We start from the raw sequence: 21643 nt of genomic DNA on the forward strand, positions 1-21643 counted from the left end.
TCACGATTTCCGAACGGTTCTGCCGGGGGCGTGGCCGGGCGGCCTGGACGCTGTCGCGGCCGGCGCGGTGCCTGCTGCGGGTGGCGCGGTGGCTCCCGCAGGCGGGCGTGGCTGGGGCGAAGCGGTGGCTACCGCCCGCAGCGCGCGGCGGCGGGCAGCACGTGCCTGCGGCCGCGCGTGTCGACCGCACGCAGCACGTGCGGGCAGCGCGTGGTGAGGGCAGCCGTGGTGGGGGCAGCGCGATGGCTACCGCAAGCGGCGCGGTGCTGCCGCAGGCAGCGGTGGCCGTCACGGGTGGCAGCGGGTGGCTGTGGGGGCGGCGCGGTGGCCGCCGCAGGCAGAGGTAGCCGTCGCGGATGGCAGCGGTGACTGTGGGGGTGGCGCGATGGCTACCGCAGGCAGCGTTCCGGGTGGCAGCCGGGGCCTCGCGGGCGTTGCTTGGGGGCGGCTGCAACCGCCGGCGTCGGCCATGGAAGCGGGGGACGGCAACCGCGGGTGGTAGATCACCTTGGCGTACCTCGCGCCGTGGGCTTACCGTCGGGGCGTGGACCTGCGCCGCCTTGCCTCGTTTCTGGCGGTGGCCGAAGAAGGGCACTTCGGCCGGGCCGCGGCGCGCCTCTTCCTCTCCCCGCCGGCCGTGACCGCCCACGTCCAGCAGCTCGAGCGCGAGCTGGGCGTGCCGCTGTTCGAGCGCGCGCCGGTGCGGCTCACCCCCGCCGGGCACCGCTTCCTGGGCCACGCCCGCGGCCTGGTCGACGCCGCCAACGCCGCCATCACCGACATGGCGGACCTCGCCGAGCACACGGACACCCTGCGCGTCGGCGTGATGGGGCACGGCTCGGCCGAGCTGACCCCGGCCGTCATCGCCGCGTTCCGGCACCTCCGGCCGCACGTGCGCCTCACCCTGGAGGCCCTCACCTTCACCGAGCACACCAGCGCGCTGCTCGAACACCGCGTCGACGTGGCCTTCGTGCGGCCCGCCGTCACCGACGAGCGCATCACCGTCGACGTGCTCACCACGGAAGCCCGCATCGTCGTCATCCCGGCGCACTCCGAACTGGCCGCCGCCGACGAACTCCGCCTGGCCGACGTCCTGGACCTGCCGTTCGTCGCACTCCCGCCGCACACGCCGCGGCCGTTCACGGACTACCTGTACTTCACCGAGGCCCGCGGCGGCGAGGCCCCGCGCCCCGGACCGGACCACGCGGTCACCCCGCAGGAGGTGCTGATGAGCGTCGCGGCCGGGCGGGGCGCCGGCTCGGCCCTCAGCTCGTTCGCGCGCTTCTACCGCTGGCCCGGCACGGTGTGCGTGCCGGTCGTGGACGCGCCGTGGGATCACAGCGTGCTCGCCACCCGCACCGGCGACCGCGACCCGCACGTGCAGCTGTTCCGCGGCCTCGCCCGGTCGCTGGCCCCGCGGTTCGCCTCAGGTGCGGGACCAGGCGGTGCGCATCCACTGGGCGGCCAGCAGGATGGTCGCGACCAGCGCGATCACCATGCCGATGCCGGGGCCGCGCCCGGTGGCGCCGTTGGCGACTGACGACTGCTGCGACCAGATCGCCAGCAGCCCGTCCACCGAAGCGAACCAGCCGCCCATCGCGCACACCCACGACAGCCACCAGCGGCGCGTCATCAGCGTCAGCGCGGAGGCCAGCACGCCGATCACCGTGGACGTGACCGCGAACAGCTGCGGGATGCCGCCGCCCTGCCCGAGCAGCACCTGCCAGCCCACGTGCGGGCCGACCCACGGCAGCAGCTGCCCCACCAGCAACACGAACACCAGCACCGCGATGACGAACCCGCGGCGGCCCAGCTCGACAGTGCGGGAGGCCTTGGTGACGACCTCGTCGACGTCGGTGCCCAGCCGGTCGTAGTCGCTCTCGCTCACAGCCCGCACCCGCCCGTCGTCACCGGCTGGGGCGCCGGGCGGCCGAACGAGGGCAGCCCGAGGCTGACCCCGTCGGTCTTGGGCCGGCGGCCCGCCTCCACGTTGTCACCGGCGCGGGTGCGCCGGTGCGTAAGCAGGTCACCGTCGGCGACGAGGTGGTGCGGCGCGCCGTAGGTGACCACTGTTTCGACCACGTCACCCGGCCGCACGGACCCGTCGATGGCAGACCCGGTCGGCGTGAAGTGCACCAGCCTGCCGTCGCGGGCGCGCCCGCTCATCCGCCGGGTCTCGGTGTCCTTGCGGCCCTCACCCTCGGCGACCAGCAGCTCGACCTTGCGCCCGACCAGCTTCTTGTTCTCGTCCCAGGCGATCTCGTTCACCAGCTCGACGAGCCGGTCGTAGCGCTCCTGCACGACCTGCTTGGGCAGCTGGTCCGGCAGCTCGGCGGCCGGGGTGCCGGGGCGCTTGGAGTACTGGAAGGTGAACGCGCTGGAGAACCGGGCCTCGCGCACGACGTCGAGCGTGGCCTGGAAGTCCTCTTCGGTCTCGCCGGGGAACCCGACGATGATGTCGGTGGTGATGGCCGCGTCCGGGATCCGGTCGCGCACCTTGTCCAGAATGGACAGGAACCGGCTCGACCGGTAGGAGCGGCGCATCTCGCGCAGGACCCGGTCCGAACCGGACTGCAGCGGCATGTGCAGCTGCGGGCAGACGTTCGGGGTCTCGGCCATCGCGTCGATGACGTCGTCGGTGAACGCGGCCGGGTGCGGCGAGGTGAACCGGACCCGCTCCAGGCCGTCGATGCCGCCGCAGGCGCGCAGCAGCTTCGAGAAGGCGTCCCGCTCGCCGAACTCGACGCCGTAGGAGTTGACGTTCTGCCCGAGCAGCGTCACTTCCAGCACGCCCTCGGCGACGAGCGCCTCGACCTCGGCCAGGACCTCGCCGGGCCGCCGGTCGCGCTCCTTGCCGCGCAGCGACGGCACGATGCAGAAGGTGCAGGTGTTGTTGCAGCCCACGGAGATCGAGACCCAGCCCGAGTAGGCCGACTCGCGCCGCGCGGGCAGCGTCGAGGGGAACGTCTCCAGCGACTCGAGGATCTCCACCTCGGCCTCGGCGTTGTGCCGGGCGCGCTCCAGCAGCACCGGCAGGGCGCCGATGTTGTGGGTGCCGAACACGACGTCCACCCAAGGCGCGCGCTTGACGATCTCGCCGCGGTCCTTCTGGGCGAGGCAGCCGCCGACGGCGATCTGCATGTCCGGGTTGGCGTCCTTGGCCGGGCGCAGGTGCCCGAGGGTGCCGTAGAGCTTGTTGTCCGCGTTCTCGCGCACCGCGCACGTGTTGAACACGACGAGGTCGGGCGCGTCGTCGGCGCCCGCCGGAACGTAGCCCGCCTCCTCCAGCTGGCCCGCGAGCCGCTCGGAGTCGTGCACGTTCATCTGGCAGCCGAACGTGCGGATCTGGTAGGTTTTGCCACCGTTCATCGGGCACCGTGTTCGCTGGTAAGACAAGCCATGACGGCTACCAGCGTAACTCTTCGGGGTTGCCCGCCTTCGCGCGCGTCAGCGTTCTTGCTTCCGGCGGCGGAGCCGCCGCACCACCTGCGCAGCCGGCACCGCCCCGGGTTTGAGCCGGCGCCGCCGCGCGGAGCGCGTCCATTGAGGGTGGTGGTGGGCGACGGGTGGGCGGTTCCTGGCGAGGACAGCGCCGACGCGGTGGTTCACACTGCCGCGCGGAGCGCGTCCGTCAGGGGTGGTGGCCGGGCCGGTGGGTGGGAATTCATGCGGAGGCGATCCCACAGCCAGGGGCCGCCTGGAATCGAGGCCGCCGCGCGCAGCGTGTCCGTTGAGGCTGGTGGCGGCCAGACGGGAGGGGCCGCCACCCGCACCGGCACGCAAGGCGTCTGGACAGGCCTAAGTTCGCAGCGCTACGTACCAGCCTTCGGGGATCGGGCCGGGCAGCAGGTCCGGGATGAACGTGCAGATGTGGCCCGGCCAGGACGGGAGCTGCGACTGGCAGTCCGCCTGCGTCGGGTACGGGCCGGCTTTCAGGCTGACCCCGTCGGCGTGCGCGGCGGGGGCGGCGAGCGTGCACAGCCCCGCGCCGAGCACGAGCGCGGCGGCCGTCTTGCGGAGGTTGCGTGCGGTCACGAACCGAGTATCGAACGTGACGACGCCGAGCGCAGCGGTGTGCCCCGTTCGAGCGAAGCGACCCCGTCCGAACTGCACCGCTCGCCTGACTACAGTTACCGGCACCCGGGGTCACCGTGCGTCCGGAACCGGCCAAAACGGATGACACCTAGGTTGCGTTTGATTCGATTTACGGGCGCGGGGGCGCGTCACGGTGTTAGATCGCCGAGTGAGCCTGGCTATGGAGGGCAGATGAGCACAGCTACGTCAGCACCAGCGATGATCAGGGCTGCGGGCGTGAACAAGTTCTTCGGTGACCTGCACGTGCTCAAGGACATCAACCTCGAGGTGCCCAAGGGCCAGGTCGTCGTGGTGCTCGGCCCGTCCGGGTCCGGCAAGTCGACGCTGTGCCGCGCGATCAACCGGCTGGAGCCGATCAACTCCGGCGAGATCGAGGTGGACGGCCAGCCGCTGCCAGCGGAGGGCAAGGCCCTCGCCGCGCTGCGCGCCGAGGTCGGCATGGTGTTCCAGTCGTTCAACCTGTTCGCGCACAAGACCATCGTCGAGAACGTGATGCTCGCGCCGGTGAAGGTCCGCAAGATCGGGCAGGACGAGGCGCGCAAGACCGCGATGCAGCTGCTGGACCGGGTGGGCATCGCGAACCAGGCGCAGAAGTACCCGGCTCAGCTGTCGGGCGGTCAGCAGCAGCGTGCGGCGATCGCGCGGGCGCTGGCGATGAAGCCGAAGGTGATGCTGTTCGACGAGCCCACCTCGGCGCTGGACCCGGAGATGGTCCAGGAGGTTCTGGACACCATGACCGGGCTGGCCAAGGAAGGCATGACGATGCTCGTGGTCACGCACGAGATGGGCTTCGCCCGTCGCGCGGCGAACCGCGTGGTGTTCATGTCCGACGGGGAGATCGTCGAGGACGCGTCGCCGGACGAGTTCTTCACCAAGCCGAAGTCGGACCGCGCCAAGGACTTCCTCGGCAAGATCCTGACGCACTAGTTGAGTTCCCGCGGCGCCCGGCAGGCGCCGCTCGATCCCGGGAGAACAGGAATCCAGATGAAGATCCGCACCCTGGCAGCGGGCCTGCTGGTCGGCGCCCTGACGCTGACCGCTTGTGGCAAGGAGGGGACCCCCTCCGGCGGCACCGGGGACACCGGAACCGACGCCGCCGCGCTGCCCACCTACACGGTGGCCCAGAACGTGGACGTGGCCGGCTCGCCGACCTTCGCCAAGATCAAGGGCGCAGGCAAGCTGACCATCGGCGTGAAGGACGACCAGCCGGGCCTGGGCCTGAAGGACCCGACGACCGGCAAGTTCCAGGGCTTCGACATCGAGATCGCGAAGATGGTCGCCGCGGGCCTCGGCTTCGACGAGAGCAAGATCACCTTCACCACGGTCGACTCGGCCGCGCGTGAGGCCGCGATCACCAACGGCAACGTCGACTACTACGTCGGCACCTACACCATCACCGACAAGCGCAAGGGCCAGGTCTCCTTCGCCGGCCCGTACTTCATGGCCGGGCAGGACCTGCTGGTGCGCAAGGACGACACCTCGATCACCGGCCCGGAGACCCTGAAGGGCAAGAAGGTCTGCTCGGTGACCGGGTCGACCCCGATCCAGCGCGTGCGCGACCAGCAGCTGACCGAGCCCGCGAACATCGTGGAGTTCCAGAAGTACTCGCAGTGCGTCGAGAAGCTGATCACCAAGGAGGTGGACGCCGTCACCACCGACGACGCCATCCTCAAGGGCTTCGCCGCGCAGGACCCGGACAACCTGAAGGTCGTCGGCAAGACGTTCTCGCAGGAGCCGTACGGCATCGGCCTGCCCCGTGACGACGCCGCGCTGCGCGGCAAGGTGGACGACCTGCTGCAGGCCGCCATCGACGACGGCACCTGGCAGAAGATCTACGACGCCACCCTCGGCAAGTCCGGCTCGGCCGCGACGCCGCCGGCGATCCAGCGCTACTGACACTCCTCTGTGGCCGGTGAGCGCGAGCGCGCTCACCGGCCACACCCGTTTCCACCCATCAATCGAACCGCGGCGGGGAAGGCCCGATGGACGTCCTGCTCGACAACTTGGACCTCTACGGTCCGTTCTTCTGGACCACGATCAAGCTGTTCCTGATATCCGGTGTGGCGAGCCTGATCTTCGGCACGTTCCTGGCCGGCCTGCGGGTCAGCCCGGTCCCGGTGTTCCGCGCCGTCGGCGCCACCTACGTGACACTGCTCCGCAACACCCCGCTGACGCTGGTGTTCGTGTTCCTGGTGTTCGCCTACCCGCTGCTCGACATCCTCGACCTGAGCTACTTCACCGCCGCGGTCGTGTCGCTGACGCTCTACACCTCGGCGTTCATCTGCGAGGTCGTCCGCTCGGGCATCAACACCGTCCCCGTCGGCCAGGCCGAGGCCGCCCGCGCGCTGGGGCTGACCTTCACCCAGATCCTCGGCCAGATCGTGCTGCCGCAGGCCATCCGCTCGGTGGTGCCGCCGCTGATGAGCATGCTCATCGCGCTGCTGAAGAACACCACCATCGCCGCCGGGTTCTCCGTCGCCGAGGCGGGCGCGATCCGGCAGTACCTGTCCGAGCGCGGTGACAACCAGCTGGTCGGCCTGCTGTGGGTCGCCCTCGGGTTCATCATCCTGGTCGCGGTCCTGTCGTTCATCCAGCGGACCCTCGAGAAGCGCTGGAGCGTGGCGCGATGAGCAACGTCCTGTTCGACGTCCCCGGTCCCAAGGCGCGTGCCCGCCACCGGGTGTTGGCCGTGGTCGGCAGCCTGATCGTGGCCGCGGTGATCGCCTACATCATCTGGCGCTTCATCGACAGCGGCCAGTTCTCCGCGCGGCGCTGGGAGTGGCTCCAGTACGCCCAGGTCCAGCGCGACCTCGTGGACGCGTTGCTGGCCACGCTGCAGGCCTTCGCGCTCGGCGCGGTCCTGGCGCTGGTGTTCGGCGCGATCTTCGCGGCCGGGCGGCTGTCCGACCACGCGTGGGTGCGCGGCGTCTCCACCGCCGTCGTCGAGTTCTTCCGCGCCATCCCGCTGCTGATCCTGATGTTCCTCTTCTACTACGGCGCACCGGTGCTGGGCGTGTCCCTGCCGCCGTTCGCCGCCGTGGTGCTGGGCCTGACCCTGTACAACGGGTCGGTGCTGGCGGAGGTCTTCCGCGCCGGCATCCTGGCGCTGCCGAGGGGCCAGAGCGAGGCGGCGTACGCGCTGGGCATGCGCAAGACGCAGGTGATGACGCTCGTCCTGATCCCGCAGGCGGTCCGGTCGATGCTGCCGACCATCATCAGCCAGCTCGTGGTGCTGCTCAAGGACACCGCGCTCGGGTTCCTGGTCACCTACCCCGAGCTGCTGTACTACGCCCGCTACATCGGCTCGCAGGGCACATTCGGCCGCCCGATCGTGCCGTCCACGCTGGTGGTCGCGGCGATGTACATCGCGTTGTGCCTGCTGCTCACCGCGCTGGCGAACTACATCGAACGCCGCCAGCGGCGCAGCAAGAAGCACGTGGAAGTCCAGCGCCCGCCGACGACGGAGGACGTCGTGGGCGTGGCCTGATTCAGGCGAGAACGAGGGGCGTGACGGCTGCCGTCACGCCCCTCTTTTCGTTTCCGCACCGTCACCGCCGCGCCCGCGGATAACATGGATCATCCGCTGGTCCTGGCCGGGAAGTGACGCCACATGGGAAACCACCTCGAAACGTTCGCCAAGATCATCGGCAAGCTGAAGACGCCGCTCACGCTCGCCGGCCTGGCCGTGGTGATCCTCTACCTGCTCTACCAGCAGGTGCTCAACCTCAGCGTGTTGTCCCCGCTGCAGGGCAACGAGACGTTCACGCTGGTCGATTCGATCGTGTCGAAGGTGTTCTGGCTGGCCGTGGTGGCCGTGGTGTTCGGGTTCGCGGGATTCGTGCTCACCGCGCTGCTCCCGCGCCGCACCCGGCCCAAGCAGGCGGTGGTGTCCCTGGTGGGCACCGCGCTCGACCCGGAACTGTCCAGTCCGGCCGCCAACCCGGCCACGGACAACCGGTACGAGGTGCTCGAGCAGAAGTTCGAGGTCGGCGCGATCGACTGCAAGTTCGTCAACCGCGGGGACGCGACGGCGTTCCTCGATTCCTTCTCGGTGCTCGTCAAGGGCGTCACCGTGGACCGGGCGCCGGTGTTGTCCTACAGCTACGCGGTGCGGGGCCGGTCCGTGGTCGTCTCGGCGCGCAACGCGGGCTGGGGCGCGGCCAGGCGGATGCGGTTGCGGCTCGTCGACCCGGTTCTGCCGGACCTGTTCCCCGCGCAGTCGGAGGTGACGGTTCCCGTCGTGGAGCCGGGGGCGACGGTTCCGGTGCTCCGCCTCGACCCGGACCCCGCCATCGCCGGCGCGATCGGCGACCTGAGGCGACGGCGGGCGGAGTTCCTGCCCAGCGTCGTCGAAGCGATGCGGCGGGAGGACGACTCGATCCGCGCGTCGGCGGACTTCCGGGCGTTGCTGTCCCACCACGAGCGCTGGCACGTCAGCGAGTACTTCGAGAACCTCCCCCGCGGTGACAGCCCGCGCCAGCAGTGGCACCTCCGCTACGTCGGCGCTCTCCCGGAGACGGCGGCGGTGCCGGTCGGCATCACCGTGACGGGGAGCTACGAAACCGAGGACGGGAACTCCCACGAGATCACCCGCACCGACGTGCGGTGCGCCCTCGACGAACCGGTCTCGCCGGGGGTGCTCTGGCTCGGCGACCACGGGTTCTCCTACGAGTTCCACGAGGTCAGCCACAACGCGGTACCCCCGTCCACGGTGCACGCGGTGGTGCTCGACGCGGAGCCCGGACAGCGGCGGGACTACGCGTTGTCCAGGGCGATCGAGCCCGGCGGTGTGGAGCGCTTCCACGTCGCGCTCGCCTCCGTCAAGTCGGCCACGTACGAGATCGCCCTGGGCTTCCGCGTCGACGGGCGCGAGCACATCTGGTCGAAACCGATGCCGGTCCGGCTGGAGCGCCTGCACGGCTCCGCGCTGCCGGACAACTTGACCGACGGCGCGTCCTTCGAGGTGCGGGACGGCCGCCTCGTCCTCGGCGGCCGCCGGACGTCGCCCTGGTGGTGACCGCGTCAGTCGGCGTCGGCGCAGAGCCAGTCCAGCACCACGGCCGCCGTCCAGCTCTGGTCGGTGCTGCCCAGCGGTTCGCCGGTGAAGGGCTCGTAGTACTCGCCGAACGCGCCGTCGTCGGTCAGCCGCAGTCCGGCCTCCCGCAGCTTGCGGGCACGCTCATGCCAGCCGCGGCGCTCGAAGGCCCACCCGAACAGCCAGTTCACCACCGGCCACTGTGGACCGCGCCAGTACTGGCGCGGGTTGAAGCCCGGCCGCATCGGTGACACCGACGGCGGCACCGGCGCCAGCAGGCCGGGGTGGCCGCACCAGCGGTCGCTGTCCAGCAGCGACAGCAGGCGCAACTGGACCTCGTCCGGCGCGCCGCCGCACAGCAGCGGCGCGAACCCGGCGATCGTCTGCGTGTCGAGCCACCGGTTGGCGCGCAGGTCGCGGTCGCGGGCCATGCCGGACACCGCGTGGCAGCTCGCCGCCACCGCGTCCCGCGCCCGCGAGGCCCACAGCGCCAGGTCCGCGAGCTTGTCCTCGGCCTGGCCGAACTCCGTGCCCAGCTCGATCAGCACGTCGCAGGACACCGCGAACAGCGCGGTGATGAACACGTCGCCGACCAGGAAGCTGGAGCGGCGCACGATCTCCTTCTGGTCGTAGCCCGCGCGGCGCATCTCCTCGATGAGCCATAGGTAGCGGTCGTACTCCTTGTCGGTCGGCCGCTCGCTCGGGTCGCCGATGACGCGCACGTCCTTACGCACGTACGGCGGCAGCTCGTCGCCCGGGTTGACCGCCGCGTAGGGCACGTCCCAGCGCGGCGAGTTGTCCATTCCGGACTCCCAGCCGTGCACGATCGCGATCAGCCCGCTCGACCCCGGGGTGCGGTACTCGACGAGCCAGCGGTGCCAGGAGTACAGCCTGGGCCAGATCGAGCGGGCGAACCGCTCGGCGTCGGCGCGGTCCTCCGGCGAGGACGTGCGCGCGATCTCCAGCATCCGCTGCACCGCGATCGCGTGCACCGGCGGCTGGCAGATGCCCGAGGTGCGCACGTCGCGCGGCCCGTCGACCGCCGTGTCGGTGCCCCAGCGGTCCGGGCCCGGGAAGTACGCGTCGTCGTCGGTGAAGACGATGTGCGGCACCATCCCGTTGCGCCACTGCGCCTTGAACAGGGTCTCCAGCTCGGCGACCGCGCGCGGCAGGTCGAGCCGGGCCAGGCCGATCGAGATGAACGCGGCGTCCCAGCTCCACATGTGCGGGTAGAGCCGCGGCGCCGCGGTGATCACGGCACCGGTGTCGTTGTCCCTCAGCACTCGTGCGGCCCGCGCGGCCAGGGTGGGCCTGGCGTAGCGGACCGGTCTTCTGCCGCCGGCGGCTCCTTCGCAGGGACTGGTGACGTCGACGGTCATCTACTTCGCCTCCAACAGGAGCTGGGTTTCGGGGTCGTACCACCGGCACTGCTCCGGTGGCAGGCCCAGCGTCAGGGTCTGGCCGGGCTCGGCGCGGAAACCAGCCGCGGCCTGCACTTTCAGCACCTGCCCGCACAGCTCCGTGGTGAGCAGCGTCGAGGAGCCCAGCGGCTCGTACACCTGCACCTCGCAGCGCAGGCCGTCCGCGCCGGGCGCCACCGTGATCGACTCCGGCCGGATGCCGAGCCGCAACTCCTTGCCCCCGAACGTCTTCAGCGCGCCCGGGACCGGCAGCGTCTGGCCGCCGAAGTCGATCCGCGAGCCGTCGTCGCTGACGGTGCCGATGAGGAAGTTCATCGGCGGGCTGCCGAGGAAGCCACCGACGAACTCGTCCGCGGGCTCGGTGTAGACGGCGACCGGGTCGCCGCACTGGGCGATGCGGCCGTCGCGCATGACGGCGACCCGGTCGCCCAGCGACAGCGCCTCGACCTGGTCGTGCGTCACGTACAGGGTGGTCACGCCGATCTCGTTGACCAGCTTCTTCAGCTCCGCGCGGAAGGACAGCCGCAGCAGAGCGTCCAGATTGGACAGCGGCTCGTCCATCAGGAGCACGTCGGCGTCCATCACGATCGCCCGCGCCACCGCGACGCGCTGCCGCTGGCCGCCGGACAGCTTCGCCGGGTACCGGTCCAGGTAGGGCGTGAGCTGCAGCAGCTCCGCGGCCCACTCGACCTTCTTGCGCACCTCGTCCGCCGGCACGCCGTGCACCCGCAGGCCGAAGCCGATGTTGTCGGCGACCTTCTTGTTGGGGAACACCGCGTAGGACTGGAACACCATGGACAGGTTGCGCCGCCGCGGTTCCAGGTAGGTGACGTCGCGGCCGCCGATGACGATCTGCCCGGCGTCCGGGGTCTCCAGCCCGGCGACCATCCGCAGCAGCGTGGTCTTGCCGCAGCCGGACGGGCCGAGCAGGACCATGAACTCGCCGTCGGCCACCTCCAGCGACACCTCGTCGGTGGCGCGGGCGGTGCCGCCCGGGTAGGTCTTCACGAGCTCGTGCAAGACGACCTCAGCCATTGCGCTCCCTCATCGCAGCGTGGTCCCCCACATGTTCACCAGGTACCGGCGCATCACGAAGATGAACACCAGCGCGGGCAGGATCAGCGCGAAGCCGCCGGCGAACCGGTAGGCCTGCGGCGCCTCCCCGAGCGAGGCCAGCACCTGTGCGGGCAGCGTCCGGTGCCCGAGCGTGATCACGGCGGCGCCGAGGATCTCGTTCCAGGACAACACGAACGTGAAGATCGAGGACGCCGCCAGGCCCGGCAGCGCCATCGGGAACACGACCCGGCGCGCCGCCTCGAACCGGCTGCAGCCGAACACCTGCGCCGCTTCCTCCACGTCGGTGGGCACCGAGACGAAGATGCTCGCGCTGATCAGCACGGTGGTCGGCATCGCGAGCGTGGTGTGCAGCAGCGTCACCGAGAACACCGTGTCGTAGACGCCGGTGTTCAGGAACATCGTCGCCAGCGGCACGGACAGCACCACGATCGGCAGCGCGCGGGCCAGGAGCATGAACACCTGGTAGGCGTCCTTGCCGCGGAACACCTGCCGCGCCAGCGCGTACCCGGCGGGCGCGCCGACCAGCAGCGACAGCACCACCGTGTAGACGCCGACGAGCAGCGAGTTGCCCAGCGCCGGGATGGTGCCGGTGGCCTGGACGAACGCCAGCAGCGTGTCCCCGGAGAACCCGCTCGGGATCAGCGGTTTCGGGAACTCCAGCAGCGCCTGCGGCGAGGACACCGCGGCCAGGCCGATCAGGACCATCGGCACGAGCATGAACAGGCTGATCAGGATGCACGCGACCTGGACGGCGACCGCGCGGCGACGGCGGCGACGCAGCGGCGCCCGGTCGATCGGGGGCAGGGTCGTGGTCACTTGGCCGCCTCCTGCTGCCGCATGGTGCGCAGGTAGAACAACGCCGTCGCCAGGGACAGCGCCAGCACGACGAGCGCCGCGGCACTGGCGACCGCCGGATTCTGCAGGTTCACGTACCACTGGTAGGTCTCCCCGACCAGCAGCGGGAAGTCCCGGCCGGTGAGGGCCTGCGCGACCGCGAACGCCTGCAGCGCCAGGATCGTGCGCAGGATCAGCGCGACCTGCAGGCTCGGCTTGAGCTGCGGCAGGGTCACGTGCCACAGCCGCTGCCAGGCGCTCGCGCCGAACACCTGCGCGGCCTCGTCGAAGTCCTTGGGCACCATCTGGATGCCGGCCACGACGATGACGAACACCAGCGACGTGGCGCGCCAGATCTCCGCGATCACCACGGCCAGCAGCATCGTGCCGGTGTTGGTGTAGGTCAGCCACTGCACGCCGGTGTCCGAGATGCCCCAGGACACCAGCAGCGAGTTCAGGTAGCCGCGGCTGTCGAACACCGACAGCCACACCAGGCCGGCCGCCAGCTCGGACACCGCGAGCGGGATGGTCCACAGGTAGAAGTGGCCGGACAGGAACTTCGGCCGGGCCTGCACGAGCAGCGCCATCGCGACGGCCAGCACGAGCTGGACCGGCACCACGATGACGATCAGCAGCAGGGTGTTGCGCAGCGCCCGCAGGAAGTACGGGTCGCCGAAGAGCCGCTCCCACGCGGCGAGCGTGAAGCCGGAATCGTCGGTGAACGCGGAGATCAGTGCCTGGATCACCGGCCAGCCGAACAGGGCCAGCATGAAGACGATCGACGGCGCGAGCAGCAGCCACGGCGAGCCGGACAGGCGGCGGCGCTTCGCCACCGGGGTCTGGACCGGCGCGGGTGCGGTGGTCACGGCCATGTCAGCCCACCTCGCAACGCTCGGACGGCGGATCGGGCGCCCAGCACGGCACCTTCAGGTCGTCGAACACCTTCTGCAGCACCCGCGCCTGACTGTCCAAAGTCGACTGGATGTCGGCGCCGCCGAGGACGATCGCCTGGAACGAGTCCTTGAACGCCTTGGTGACCTCGCCCTCGCGGGTGCCGAGGCCGACCGGCAGCAGCGACAGGACCGAGCCCGGCGCGTCCCGCTGGCGCTGCACCGCGCCGGCCTCCATCTGCAGCGCGGGCGGCAGATCCGCGGGGATCTGCGCGTCGACGACCGGGAAGAACCCGTTCGAGCGCAGCAGCCCGACCTGCGCCTGCGGGGTCGACAGGGCCTGGATCACCTGCTCGGCCTGGCGGCGGTCGGTGCTGCCCTTCGGGATCGCGAGACCGAGCACGACGGCCATGTAGCCGAGGCCGCGGGGGCCGCGCGGCGCGGGCAGCATGCGCCACCGCCGCGGCTCGTCACCGGGCGCGGAGACCAGGCGCGCGACGTGGTCCCAGCCGACTTTCACCGCACCGGCCTGCAGCGGCTCCTGCATGAAGTCGTAGGTGGTGCTGGACGGGCTGGTGTTGGCCCACAGCTCCTTGAGGTACTGCCACGCGGTGACGGCCTCCGGCGAGCGGAAGGTGGTGATCTGGCCGCCGGTGAACGAGGGCAGCAGGTAGCCCTGCAGGAACCGGTGGATGAGCCCCTTCGGCCCGCACGGCAGGCCCAGGACCGGCTGGTTGCCGTTGGCGCGGCGGGCGGCGATGGCCCAGTCCAGGAGCTGGTCGTAGGTCAGCGTCTCCGGATCGGCGCCCGGCGGCAGGTGGGCCAGCGCGTCCTCGTGCGCGGCAAGCACGAAGCTGGCCTGCGCCCACGGGACGTACCAGGACTGCTGGGTGCCCGCCCTGGCCAGCGCCCGGAACTCCTCGGGGATCCCCTGGCCGGAAGGCACCGCGGAGACGTCTTCGAGGTACTCCCCAGCGAGCGGCGCGAGGTCGCTGTGCGAGCCGCCGAGCAGGCCGACCTGGGTGCGCCCGGCGCCGACCTGGCTCTGCACCTGGCTGGCGAACGGGCCTTCTTCGATCGTGACGTAGCTCACCGAGCCCGGGACCGCGCCGGCCAGGAACGAGCGGAAGCGCTCGGCCTCGGCGGCCGGCCGGAACTGCGTGGACAGGAAGACCATGCCGCCGCCGCCCGTGGTCGCGAAGCCGACGCACCCGGCGGCCGTGGACGCGGCGCCGGCCAGGAAAAGACCCCGGAGGACGGTACGACGGGTGGGGCCGCTGCCGGTAAGGCGGGCCGCGCGCATTCAGTTCCACCCCAGATTTCGCCGCCTACACTTCTGTCAGGTCATTGAACATAAGTCCTCGCGGGAGACCCTGTCAACATGCCCCCGGCACGCACCGGCTCGCCCACCTCGCCGGGCCACATCCTCGCGATCCTGCGCAGCGAGGGGCCGCTGACGCGGCAGCAACTGCAGGATCGGACCGGTCTGTCCCGCCCGACCCTGGTCGAGCGGCTCGACGTGCTGCAGCGGCTGAAGCTGCTGCGGCAGGTCGGGCACCGGGCCTCCAGCGGCGGCCGTCCCGCCGAGATGCTCACCGCCGACGACGTGGGCCGCACCGCGCTGGTGGGCGACATCGGCCAGCGGCACGCGACGATCGCCGTGGTCGACCTGCGCGGGACCGTGTTCGGCCAGGTCCACCGCCCGTTGCCGGTGGGGCACCGGCCCGCGGAAACGCTGTCCTTCCTGCTGGAGACGGGCCGCAAGCTGCTGGCCGAGGCCGGGCGCGCGGACAGCCTGTGCGCGTTCGGGCTGAGCGTGCCGGGGCAGATCGACCACGAGGCCGGCACGACGATCGCGCCGCCGTCGATGTCGGAGTGGCTCGGGGTGCGGTTGCGCGACACCTTCGCCGACGCGCTGTCGGTGCCGGTGTTCCTGGAGAACGACGCGAACGCGCTGGCGTTCGGCGCGTACTGCGACATGGACCGGCCGCGGGCGGCGCTGGTCGGGGTGAAGGTCGGCACCGGGATCGGCGCGGGCATGGTGATCTCCGGACGGGTGCACCGCGGCGAGACCGGCTGCGCGGGCGAGGTGGGCCACATCCGCATCGAGGGGTCGGATCTGCGCTGCGACTGCGGGCGGCGGGGCTGTGTTTCGGCGATCGCGAGCGGGCAGGCGGTGATCCGGACGCTGCGGCCGACGGGCGTGCGCAGCGCCGACGACGTGCTGCGCCGGGTGCGTGCCGGACACCCCGAGGCGGTCCGCGTGACGCGCGAGGCCGGCCGTCTGGTGGGCACCGTGCTGGCGACCGTGGTGACCATCGTGAACCCGCGCTACCTGCGGGTGGGCGGGGCGATCGGGGTGCTGCCGCCGTTCCTGGAGGGGCTGAGCGAGGTGGTGCTGGCAGGCGCACACACGAGCTCGCTGGACAGCCTCGACATCGGGCCCTGCACGATCGGGGTCAACACCACGCTGACCGGCGTGGCCGGCCTCGTCGCGGACGAGGTGCTGGACCCGGCCGCGGTCGACGCGATGGCGTCGCGGTGACCGGTATAAACCAGGGGTGACCGCTTTCGACGACGACGGGTTCACCGTCACCGAGCCGCCCGGGGGCTACTCGGTCCTCAACGACTCCCCTGTCGGCGAGGGCGGCAACACCGACCTCCTGGAGTCGACGGTCATCGCGGGCAACCTCGCGGAGCTGATCCTCGCCTCCCGGGACGCGGCGCCGTTCACCGTCGCCGTCGACGCCGGGTGGGGCATGGGCAAGAGCAGCCTGCTGCGCGGCCTCGACACCGCGTTGAGCGCGGACCCTGCGGTCAGCACGGTGTGGTTCAACGCCTGGACCGCCGAGCGCGCGGGCGCCGTCGAGGGCCTGATCAAGTCCGTGCTGCTGAGCTTCGACCGCAACGTGGTGCGGCGCGTCATCCGCGGCGCGTTGCGGCGCACGCACGTCGTCGGCGGGCTGCGCGCCGCCTCGCTCGTCGTGTCCAGCGTCTTCGGGCTCGGCCAGGTGGTGGACGCGGTGTGGCGCGCGCTGAGCGTGGATGCCAAGGCGCGCAACGAGATCAACACGGTCGTCCGGGAGATGGCGGCCGACTGGCTGGAGCGGGGTGGCGGCGCCGGGCAGCGACTGCTCGTGGTCTTCGTCGACGACCTCGACCGCTGCTCGGACGAGCGGATCTTCGAGGTCTGCGAGGCGATCAAGCTCTACCTGGACTCGCCGGGGATCGTGTTCGTGCTGGCCTGCGACCAGGCCGTGCTCTGGCGCGCCGTCGGCCACGACGACCCCGGCGCCGGCGTGCGGTACCTGGAGAAGATCATCCAGGTCAGCTACCCCGTGCCGCCGCCGAGCGAGGCGCTGGCGCGGAAACTGGTGGACGGTTACGTGAGCCGTTCCGGCACCGCGCACCTCTTCGACGACGCCATGAAGAGGCTCCTGATCGAGCGCACCGGCCGCAACCCGCGGCGCATCAAGCGGCTGATCAACAGCTTCGTGCTGGAGCACCACCTCGGCCGCGGCAGCGACGACCTGGACGCGGCGACGCTGGTCAAGGTCGTCCTGCTCCGGCACTTCTACCCCGAGTTCCACACCATGGTCGCGCTCGAAGGACCCGCGCTGATCACCCGTTTCCTGGACTACCACGACTTCCGCGAGCACGTCCGGCGCGGCGCGGAGCTGGACCCGGCCGCCAGGGACCGGCTGTTCGCGGCCACCGGCGTCACGCCGGCGGGCACCGCCGCCGACCTGGACAGCGTCACCCAGGAACTGCCCGTCGGCTTCCCGGAACTGGCCAAGGACAAGGAGTTCGTCGAGCTGGTGCGCAGCCTGCCGCGGGACGGGCGGTGGCTGCGCCGCCCCCTGCACACCGGCGCGCGGGCCTACGGCGCGCCCCCGGCCGGGTCGCTGCTCGGCATGCGGGTGCTGTGGATCGACGACAACCCCGCGGACACCGGATCGCTGCCCGACCTGTTCCGCGCGGCCGGCGCGCGCGTCGAGACCGCCACGAACCGGGACGAGGCCATGGCGACGCTCACCCGGCTGAACCCGACGGCGATCATCTCCGACGTCAGCCGGGACGGCGATCCGCAGGCCGGGTTCACCGACCTGCGCCACCTGCGTGAGCACGGGAACTACACCGGGCCCGCGTTCTTCTACTGCGGGCAGGTGACGCCGTCCCGCCTGGAAAAGGCCAGGGAGGTGGGCGCGGACGGGGTCACCACCTCGCCGCGGGAGCTGGCCGCCTGGTTGTCCGCGCTCGCGGACGAGGGGTGATCAGTCCGCCTTCCGCCGGAAGATCTTGCTGCCCAGCCAGACCACCGGGTCGTAGCGGCGGTCCACCACGCGCTCCTTCATCGGGATCAGCGCGTTGTCGGTGATGTGGATGTTCTCCGGGCAGACCTCGGTGCAGCACTTCGTGATGTTGCAGTACCCGAGCCCGTGCTCGTCCTGCGCCGCGTGGCGGCGGTCGGCCACGTCGAGCGGGTGCATCTCCAGCTCGGCGATCCGCATCAGGAACCGCGGCCCGGCGAAGTTCTCCTTGTTCTCCTCGTGGTCGCGGATCACGTGGCAGGTGTTCTGGCACAGGAAGCACTCGATGCACTTGCGGAACTCCTGCGAGCGCTCCACGTCGACCTGCTTCATCCGGTACTCGCCCGGTTTCAGGTCGGCCGGTGGGGTGAACGCGGGGATCTCGCGCGCTTTCGTGTAGTTGTACGAGACGTCCGTGACCAGATCGCGGATCACCGGGAACGTCCGCATCGGCGTCACGGTGACGACCTCGTCCTCGGCGAACACCGACATCCGCGTCATGCACAGCAGCCGCGGGCGGCCGTTGATCTCCGCCGAGCACGACCCGCACTTGCCCGCCTTGCAGTTCCACCGCACCGCCAGGTCCGAGCACTGCGTGGCCTGCAGCCGGTGGATGATGTCGAGCACGACCTCGCCCTCGTTGACCTCGACGGTGAAGTCCTGCAGCCCGCCGCTGTTCGCGTCCCCGCGCCAGACCCGGAACGAAGCCTTGTAGCTCATGCCCGCCTCCCCGGGTGGTCGGCCAGCTCTTCGTCGGTGTAGTACTTCTCCAGCTCGCTGAGCTCGAACAGCTCCAGCAGCTCGGGCCGCATCGGCTCCTGGTCCTTCGGCGTGACCGTGACCTCCAGCGCCAGCGGATCGTCCCCGGACGCGCTGCACACGAGCAGCTTGTTGCGCCAGTGGGAATCCATCCGCGGGTAGTCGTCGCGGGTGTGCCCGCCACGGCTTTCGGTGCGCATCAGCGCGGCCCGCGCTACGCACTCGCTGACCAGCAGCATGTTCCGCAGGTCGACGGCCAGGTGCCAGCCCGGGTTGAACTGCCGGTGCCCCTCGACGGTGACGTTGCGGATCCGCTTCTTGATCTCGTCCAGCTTGGCCAGCGCCTGCTCGATCTCCTCGGCCTTGCGGATGATCCCGACCAGGTCGTTCATCGACTGCTGCAGCTCGTTGTGCAGTGTGTACGGGTTCTCCTCGACGCCTTCGGCAGGCGGGTCGAACGGCACCAGCGCGGTCCGGGCCGCCTTGTCGACATCGGACTGCGCGACCGCGGGACGGGTCTCCAGACCCTCCACATAGGACGCGGCGCCGAGACCAGCGCGACGGCCGAACACCAGCAGGTCCGACAGCGAGTTGCCGCCCAGCCGGTTCGACCCGTGCATCCCGCCGGAACACTCCCCGGCGGCGAACAGGCCGCGCACGCTCGACGCGGCCGTGTCCGGGTCGACCTCGATGCCGCCCATCACGTAGTGGCAGGTCGGGCCGACCTCCATCGGCTCGGCGGTGATGTCCACATCGGCCAGTTCCTTGAACTGGTGGTACATCGAGGGCAGCCGCCTGCGGATCTCCTCGGGCGTGAGCCGGCTGGCGATGTCCAGGAACACCCCGCCGTGCGGCGAACCGCGGCCCGCCTTGACCTCCGAGTTGATCGCCCGCGCCACCTCGTCGCGCGGCAGCAGGTCCGGCGTGCGGCGGTTGTTCTCCTGGTCGGTGTACCAGCGGTCGGCCTCCTCCTCGGAGTCGGCGTACTGGCCCTTGAACACGTCCGGCACGTAGTCGAACATGAACCGCTTGCCCTCGGAGTTCTTCAGCACGCCGCCGTCACCGCGCACGCCCTCGGTGACCAGGATGCCCTTCACGCTCGGCGGCCACACCATGCCCGTCGGGTGGAACTGGACGAACTCCATGTTGATCAGGTCCGCCCCGGCGCGCAGCGCGAGCGCGTGCCCGTCACCGGTGTACTCCCAGGAGTTCGAGGTGACCTTGAAGGACTTGCCGATGCCGCCGGTCGCGAGCACCACGGCCGGCGTCTCGAACAGGATGAACCGGCCGCTCTCGCGCCAGTACCCGAACGCGCCCGCGATGCGGTCGCCGTCCTTGAGCAGCTCGGTGATCGTGCACTCGGCGAAGACCTTCAGCTTGGCCTCGTAGTCGCCGAACTCGCGCAGGTCCTCCTGCTGCAGCGAGACGATCTTCTGCTGCATGGTGCGGATCAGTTCCAGCCCGGTGCGGTCGCCGACGTGCGCCAGCCGCGGGTAGGTGTGCCCGCCGAAGTTGCGCTGGCTGATCCGCCCGTCCGCGGTGCGGTCGAACAACGCGCCGTAGGTCTCCAGCTCCCAGACCCGGTCCGGCGCCTCCTTCGCGTGCAGCTCCGCCATGCGCCAGTTGTTGAGGAACTTGCCGCCGCGCATGGTGTCCCGGAAGTGCACCTGCCAGCTGTCCCGCTCGTTCGCGTTGCCCATCGCGGCGGCACACCCGCCCTCGGCCATGACCGTGTGCGCCTTGCCGAACAGCGACTTGCACACCACCGCCACCGACAGCCCGCGCTGCCGCGCCTCGATCACCGCTCGCAGACCGGCGCCGCCCGCGCCGATCACCACCACGTCATAGCTGTGCCGCTCGACTTCCATCGCCTGCCACCTAGTCCTTGGAGTCCTTGACGTCCTTGTCAGTCCACGAAACGCAGATCGGGGATGGCGCCGCTCGCCACGAGCATCACGTAGAGGTCCGTGACGACGAGCGTCCCCAGGGTGATCCAGGCCAGCAGCATGTGCCGGTTGTTGAGCTTGGTGACCTGGGTCCAGAGCCAGTACCGCACCGGGTGGCGGGAGAAGTGTTTCAGCCGCCCGCCGACCACGTGACGGCACGAGTGGCAGGACAGGGTGTAGGCCCAAAGCATGATCACGTTGCCGAGCAGCACCAGGTTGCCCAGCCCGAAGCCGAACCCGCCGGTCTCGCCGTGGAACGCGACGATCGCGTCGTAGGTGTTGATCACCGAGATCAGCACCGCCACGTAGAAGAAGTAGCGGTGGGCGTTCTGCAGGATCAGCGGCAGCCGGGTCTCGCCCGTGTACTTGCCGTGCGGTTCGGCGACCGCGCACGCAGGCGGCGAGAACCACACCGACCGGTAGTAGGCCTTGCGGTAGTAGTAGCAGGTCAGCCGGAAGCCGAGCAGGAACGGCAGCGACAGGAACGCCAGCGGGATCCAGCCCGGCAGCTCCCCGAACGGCGTGCCGAAGTGGGCCGACCCCGGCACGCAGGAGTCGCTCAGGCACGGCGAGTAGAACGGCGTCAGGTAGCCGTATTCCGGCACGTAGTAGGCGGTGCGGACGAATGAGCGGATGCCCGCGTAGATGACGAACGTGGCCAGGCCGAGCGTGGTGAACAGCGGCGGCACCCACCACCGGTCGGTGCGCAGGGTGCGTGCGGTGATCCGGGCGCGCCCGCTAGCGGCGTTGGTAGCGGGCGCGCTCACCGCTGGTCACGGTGGTATCCGCCGACCCCTTCGTCGTCGGCCCCCTGCCACAGGGCCGGGTCGTACGGGCCGTCGGGGATCTTCACGACGGCCGAGGGGTCCAGCGGCTTGGGCTGGACCGGGACGCTGGGCTGCTCCAGGTCGCTCGCGTCGATGTCCAGGCGGTCGACGTCGTTGGCGAGGCGGCGGACCGCGGAGGCGTCACCGTAGCGCGATCGCAGGGCGCCGACGCACTGCTTGAGCTGCCTGATCGTGCGGCGGAGTTCGGCGAGTTCGGTGGTGGTCATGACTACCTCCGGTCAGTTCGGCGGCGAGCCGGGGCTGGTACCGACTCTGCCGTTCGGCGTGCAATGTGACAAGTAGCACACAGTAGGTGGATGTTGTGATCGGGGTCACCTGAAACGATCTTCTTTATCGATTTTGATCCGGCCGATCCGGCAGCTACTGTGTCCACTGTCACGACCGTGCGACGCCAGCGAAGTCGTCAGCCGGACCAGCCGACGAGTTCC

Annotated in this window: 20 protein-coding genes; 8 read left to right on the top strand and 12 right to left on the bottom strand. The window is 70.6% G+C overall.

Annotated features, from left to right (window positions below; translation table 11 throughout):
* Positions 1–544 precede the first annotated feature (544 nt).
* Positions 545–1540, top strand: a complete 996-nt coding sequence (locus ABZ215_RS05215; protein ID WP_084506130.1) for a LysR family transcriptional regulator — start codon at positions 545–547, stop codon at positions 1538–1540.
* Here the strand turns inward: ABZ215_RS05215 and ABZ215_RS05220 are convergent.
* From ABZ215_RS05220 to ABZ215_RS05230, 3 genes are all read right to left on the bottom strand, one after another.
* Complete coding sequence (locus ABZ215_RS05220; protein WP_020419603.1) at positions 1427–1888, bottom strand: membrane protein; 462 nt, start codon at positions 1886–1888, stop codon at positions 1427–1429. The genes ABZ215_RS05215 and ABZ215_RS05220 overlap by 114 nt on opposite strands.
* On the bottom strand, positions 1885–3369 hold the full coding sequence (gene miaB / locus ABZ215_RS05225) for a tRNA (N6-isopentenyl adenosine(37)-C2)-methylthiotransferase MiaB (RefSeq protein ID WP_237337231.1): 1485 nt from the start codon (positions 3367–3369) through the stop codon (positions 1885–1887). Before miaB ends, ABZ215_RS05220 begins: the two co-directional genes overlap by 4 nt.
* Before the next feature lie 429 nt (positions 3370–3798).
* Positions 3799–4035 carry a hypothetical protein gene (locus ABZ215_RS05230; RefSeq protein ID WP_020419605.1) on the bottom strand — a complete coding sequence of 79 codons (237 nt, stop codon included), beginning with the start codon at positions 4033–4035 and terminating at the stop codon, positions 3799–3801.
* 258 nt (positions 4036–4293) lie between these two features.
* Between ABZ215_RS05230 and ABZ215_RS05235 the strand changes: the two genes are divergently transcribed.
* The 5 genes from ABZ215_RS05235 (at position 4294) to ABZ215_RS05255 (ending at position 9112) form a co-directional block, all read left to right on the top strand.
* Positions 4294–5022, top strand: coding sequence for an amino acid ABC transporter ATP-binding protein (locus ABZ215_RS05235; protein ID WP_193354374.1), 729 nt, complete (start codon positions 4294–4296; stop codon positions 5020–5022).
* Positions 5023–5079: 57 nt separating this feature from the next.
* Positions 5080–5991, top strand: a complete 912-nt coding sequence (locus tag ABZ215_RS05240; RefSeq protein WP_020419607.1) for a glutamate ABC transporter substrate-binding protein — start codon at positions 5080–5082, stop codon at positions 5989–5991.
* Between the two features lie 86 nt (positions 5992–6077).
* On the top strand, positions 6078–6725 hold the full coding sequence (locus tag ABZ215_RS05245; RefSeq protein WP_020419608.1) for an amino acid ABC transporter permease: 648 nt from the start codon (positions 6078–6080) through the stop codon (positions 6723–6725).
* Positions 6722–7582, top strand: a complete 861-nt coding sequence (locus ABZ215_RS05250) for an amino acid ABC transporter permease (RefSeq protein ID WP_020419609.1) — start codon at positions 6722–6724, stop codon at positions 7580–7582. The genes ABZ215_RS05245 and ABZ215_RS05250 overlap by 4 nt, the downstream gene beginning before the upstream one ends.
* A 123-nt stretch (positions 7583–7705) precedes the next feature.
* Complete coding sequence (locus tag ABZ215_RS05255) at positions 7706–9112, top strand: hypothetical protein (protein ID WP_354947867.1); 1407 nt, start codon at positions 7706–7708, stop codon at positions 9110–9112.
* A gap of 5 nt (positions 9113–9117) precedes the next feature.
* Here ABZ215_RS05255 and ABZ215_RS05260 read toward each other — a convergent pair whose 3' ends face one another.
* The 5 genes from ABZ215_RS05260 to ABZ215_RS05280 are packed head-to-tail and all read right to left on the bottom strand — an operon-like array spanning position 9118 to position 14655.
* A complete protein-coding gene (locus tag ABZ215_RS05260) occupies positions 9118–10509 on the bottom strand; it encodes a glycogen debranching protein (RefSeq protein ID WP_020419611.1) in 1392 nt (463 codons plus the stop codon).
* The gene (locus tag ABZ215_RS05265; RefSeq protein ID WP_354947869.1) at positions 10510–11586 is read right to left on the bottom strand and encodes an ABC transporter ATP-binding protein; all 1077 of its coding nucleotides are present in this window, start codon (positions 11584–11586) and stop codon (positions 10510–10512) included.
* 9 nt (positions 11587–11595) lie between these two features.
* Entirely contained in the window at positions 11596–12444 is an 849-nt protein-coding gene (locus ABZ215_RS05270) for a carbohydrate ABC transporter permease (RefSeq protein WP_354947871.1), read from the bottom strand.
* Positions 12441–13334 carry a sugar ABC transporter permease gene (locus ABZ215_RS05275; protein WP_354947873.1) on the bottom strand — a complete coding sequence of 298 codons (894 nt, stop codon included), beginning with the start codon at positions 13332–13334 and terminating at the stop codon, positions 12441–12443. The genes ABZ215_RS05270 and ABZ215_RS05275 overlap by 4 nt, the downstream gene beginning before the upstream one ends.
* A gap of 1 nt (position 13335) precedes the next feature.
* A complete protein-coding gene (locus tag ABZ215_RS05280) occupies positions 13336–14655 on the bottom strand; it encodes an ABC transporter substrate-binding protein (protein ID WP_354947875.1) in 1320 nt (439 codons plus the stop codon).
* Positions 14656–14733: 78 nt separating this feature from the next.
* On the opposite strand from ABZ215_RS05280, the gene ABZ215_RS05285 reads away from it, so the two are divergent.
* Positions 14734–15897 carry an ROK family transcriptional regulator gene (locus tag ABZ215_RS05285; RefSeq protein ID WP_354947877.1) on the top strand — a complete coding sequence of 388 codons (1164 nt, stop codon included), beginning with the start codon at positions 14734–14736 and terminating at the stop codon, positions 15895–15897.
* A 16-nt stretch (positions 15898–15913) separates the two neighbouring features.
* Positions 15914–17626: a P-loop NTPase fold protein gene (locus ABZ215_RS05290; protein ID WP_354947879.1), complete on the top strand. Its 1713-nt coding sequence runs from the start codon at positions 15914–15916 to the stop codon at positions 17624–17626.
* Here the strand turns inward: ABZ215_RS05290 and ABZ215_RS05295 are convergent, their stop codons facing one another.
* From ABZ215_RS05295 to ABZ215_RS05310, 4 genes are read right to left on the bottom strand one after another with little or no spacing between them, the layout of a single operon-like run.
* Complete coding sequence (locus ABZ215_RS05295) at positions 17627–18382, bottom strand: succinate dehydrogenase/fumarate reductase iron-sulfur subunit (protein WP_237337226.1); 756 nt, start codon at positions 18380–18382, stop codon at positions 17627–17629.
* Entirely contained in the window at positions 18379–20289 is a 1911-nt protein-coding gene (locus tag ABZ215_RS05300) for a fumarate reductase/succinate dehydrogenase flavoprotein subunit (protein ID WP_020419619.1), read from the bottom strand. The genes ABZ215_RS05295 and ABZ215_RS05300 overlap by 4 nt, the downstream gene beginning before the upstream one ends.
* 38 nt (positions 20290–20327) lie before the next feature.
* Positions 20328–21134 (bottom strand): hypothetical protein, encoded by an 807-nt coding sequence (locus ABZ215_RS05305; RefSeq protein WP_020419620.1) that lies wholly within the window; start codon positions 21132–21134, stop codon positions 20328–20330.
* A complete protein-coding gene (locus ABZ215_RS05310) occupies positions 21131–21421 on the bottom strand; it encodes a hypothetical protein (protein ID WP_354947881.1) in 291 nt (96 codons plus the stop codon). Before ABZ215_RS05310 ends, ABZ215_RS05305 begins: the two co-directional genes overlap by 4 nt.
* Positions 21422–21643: the final 222 nt, after the last annotated feature.

Origin of the sequence: Amycolatopsis sp. NPDC006131 (assembly GCF_040614175.1) — a bacterium.
In the GTDB taxonomy this organism is placed as follows: Bacteria; Actinomycetota; Actinomycetes; order Mycobacteriales; family Pseudonocardiaceae; genus Amycolatopsis_E; species Amycolatopsis_E tucumanensis.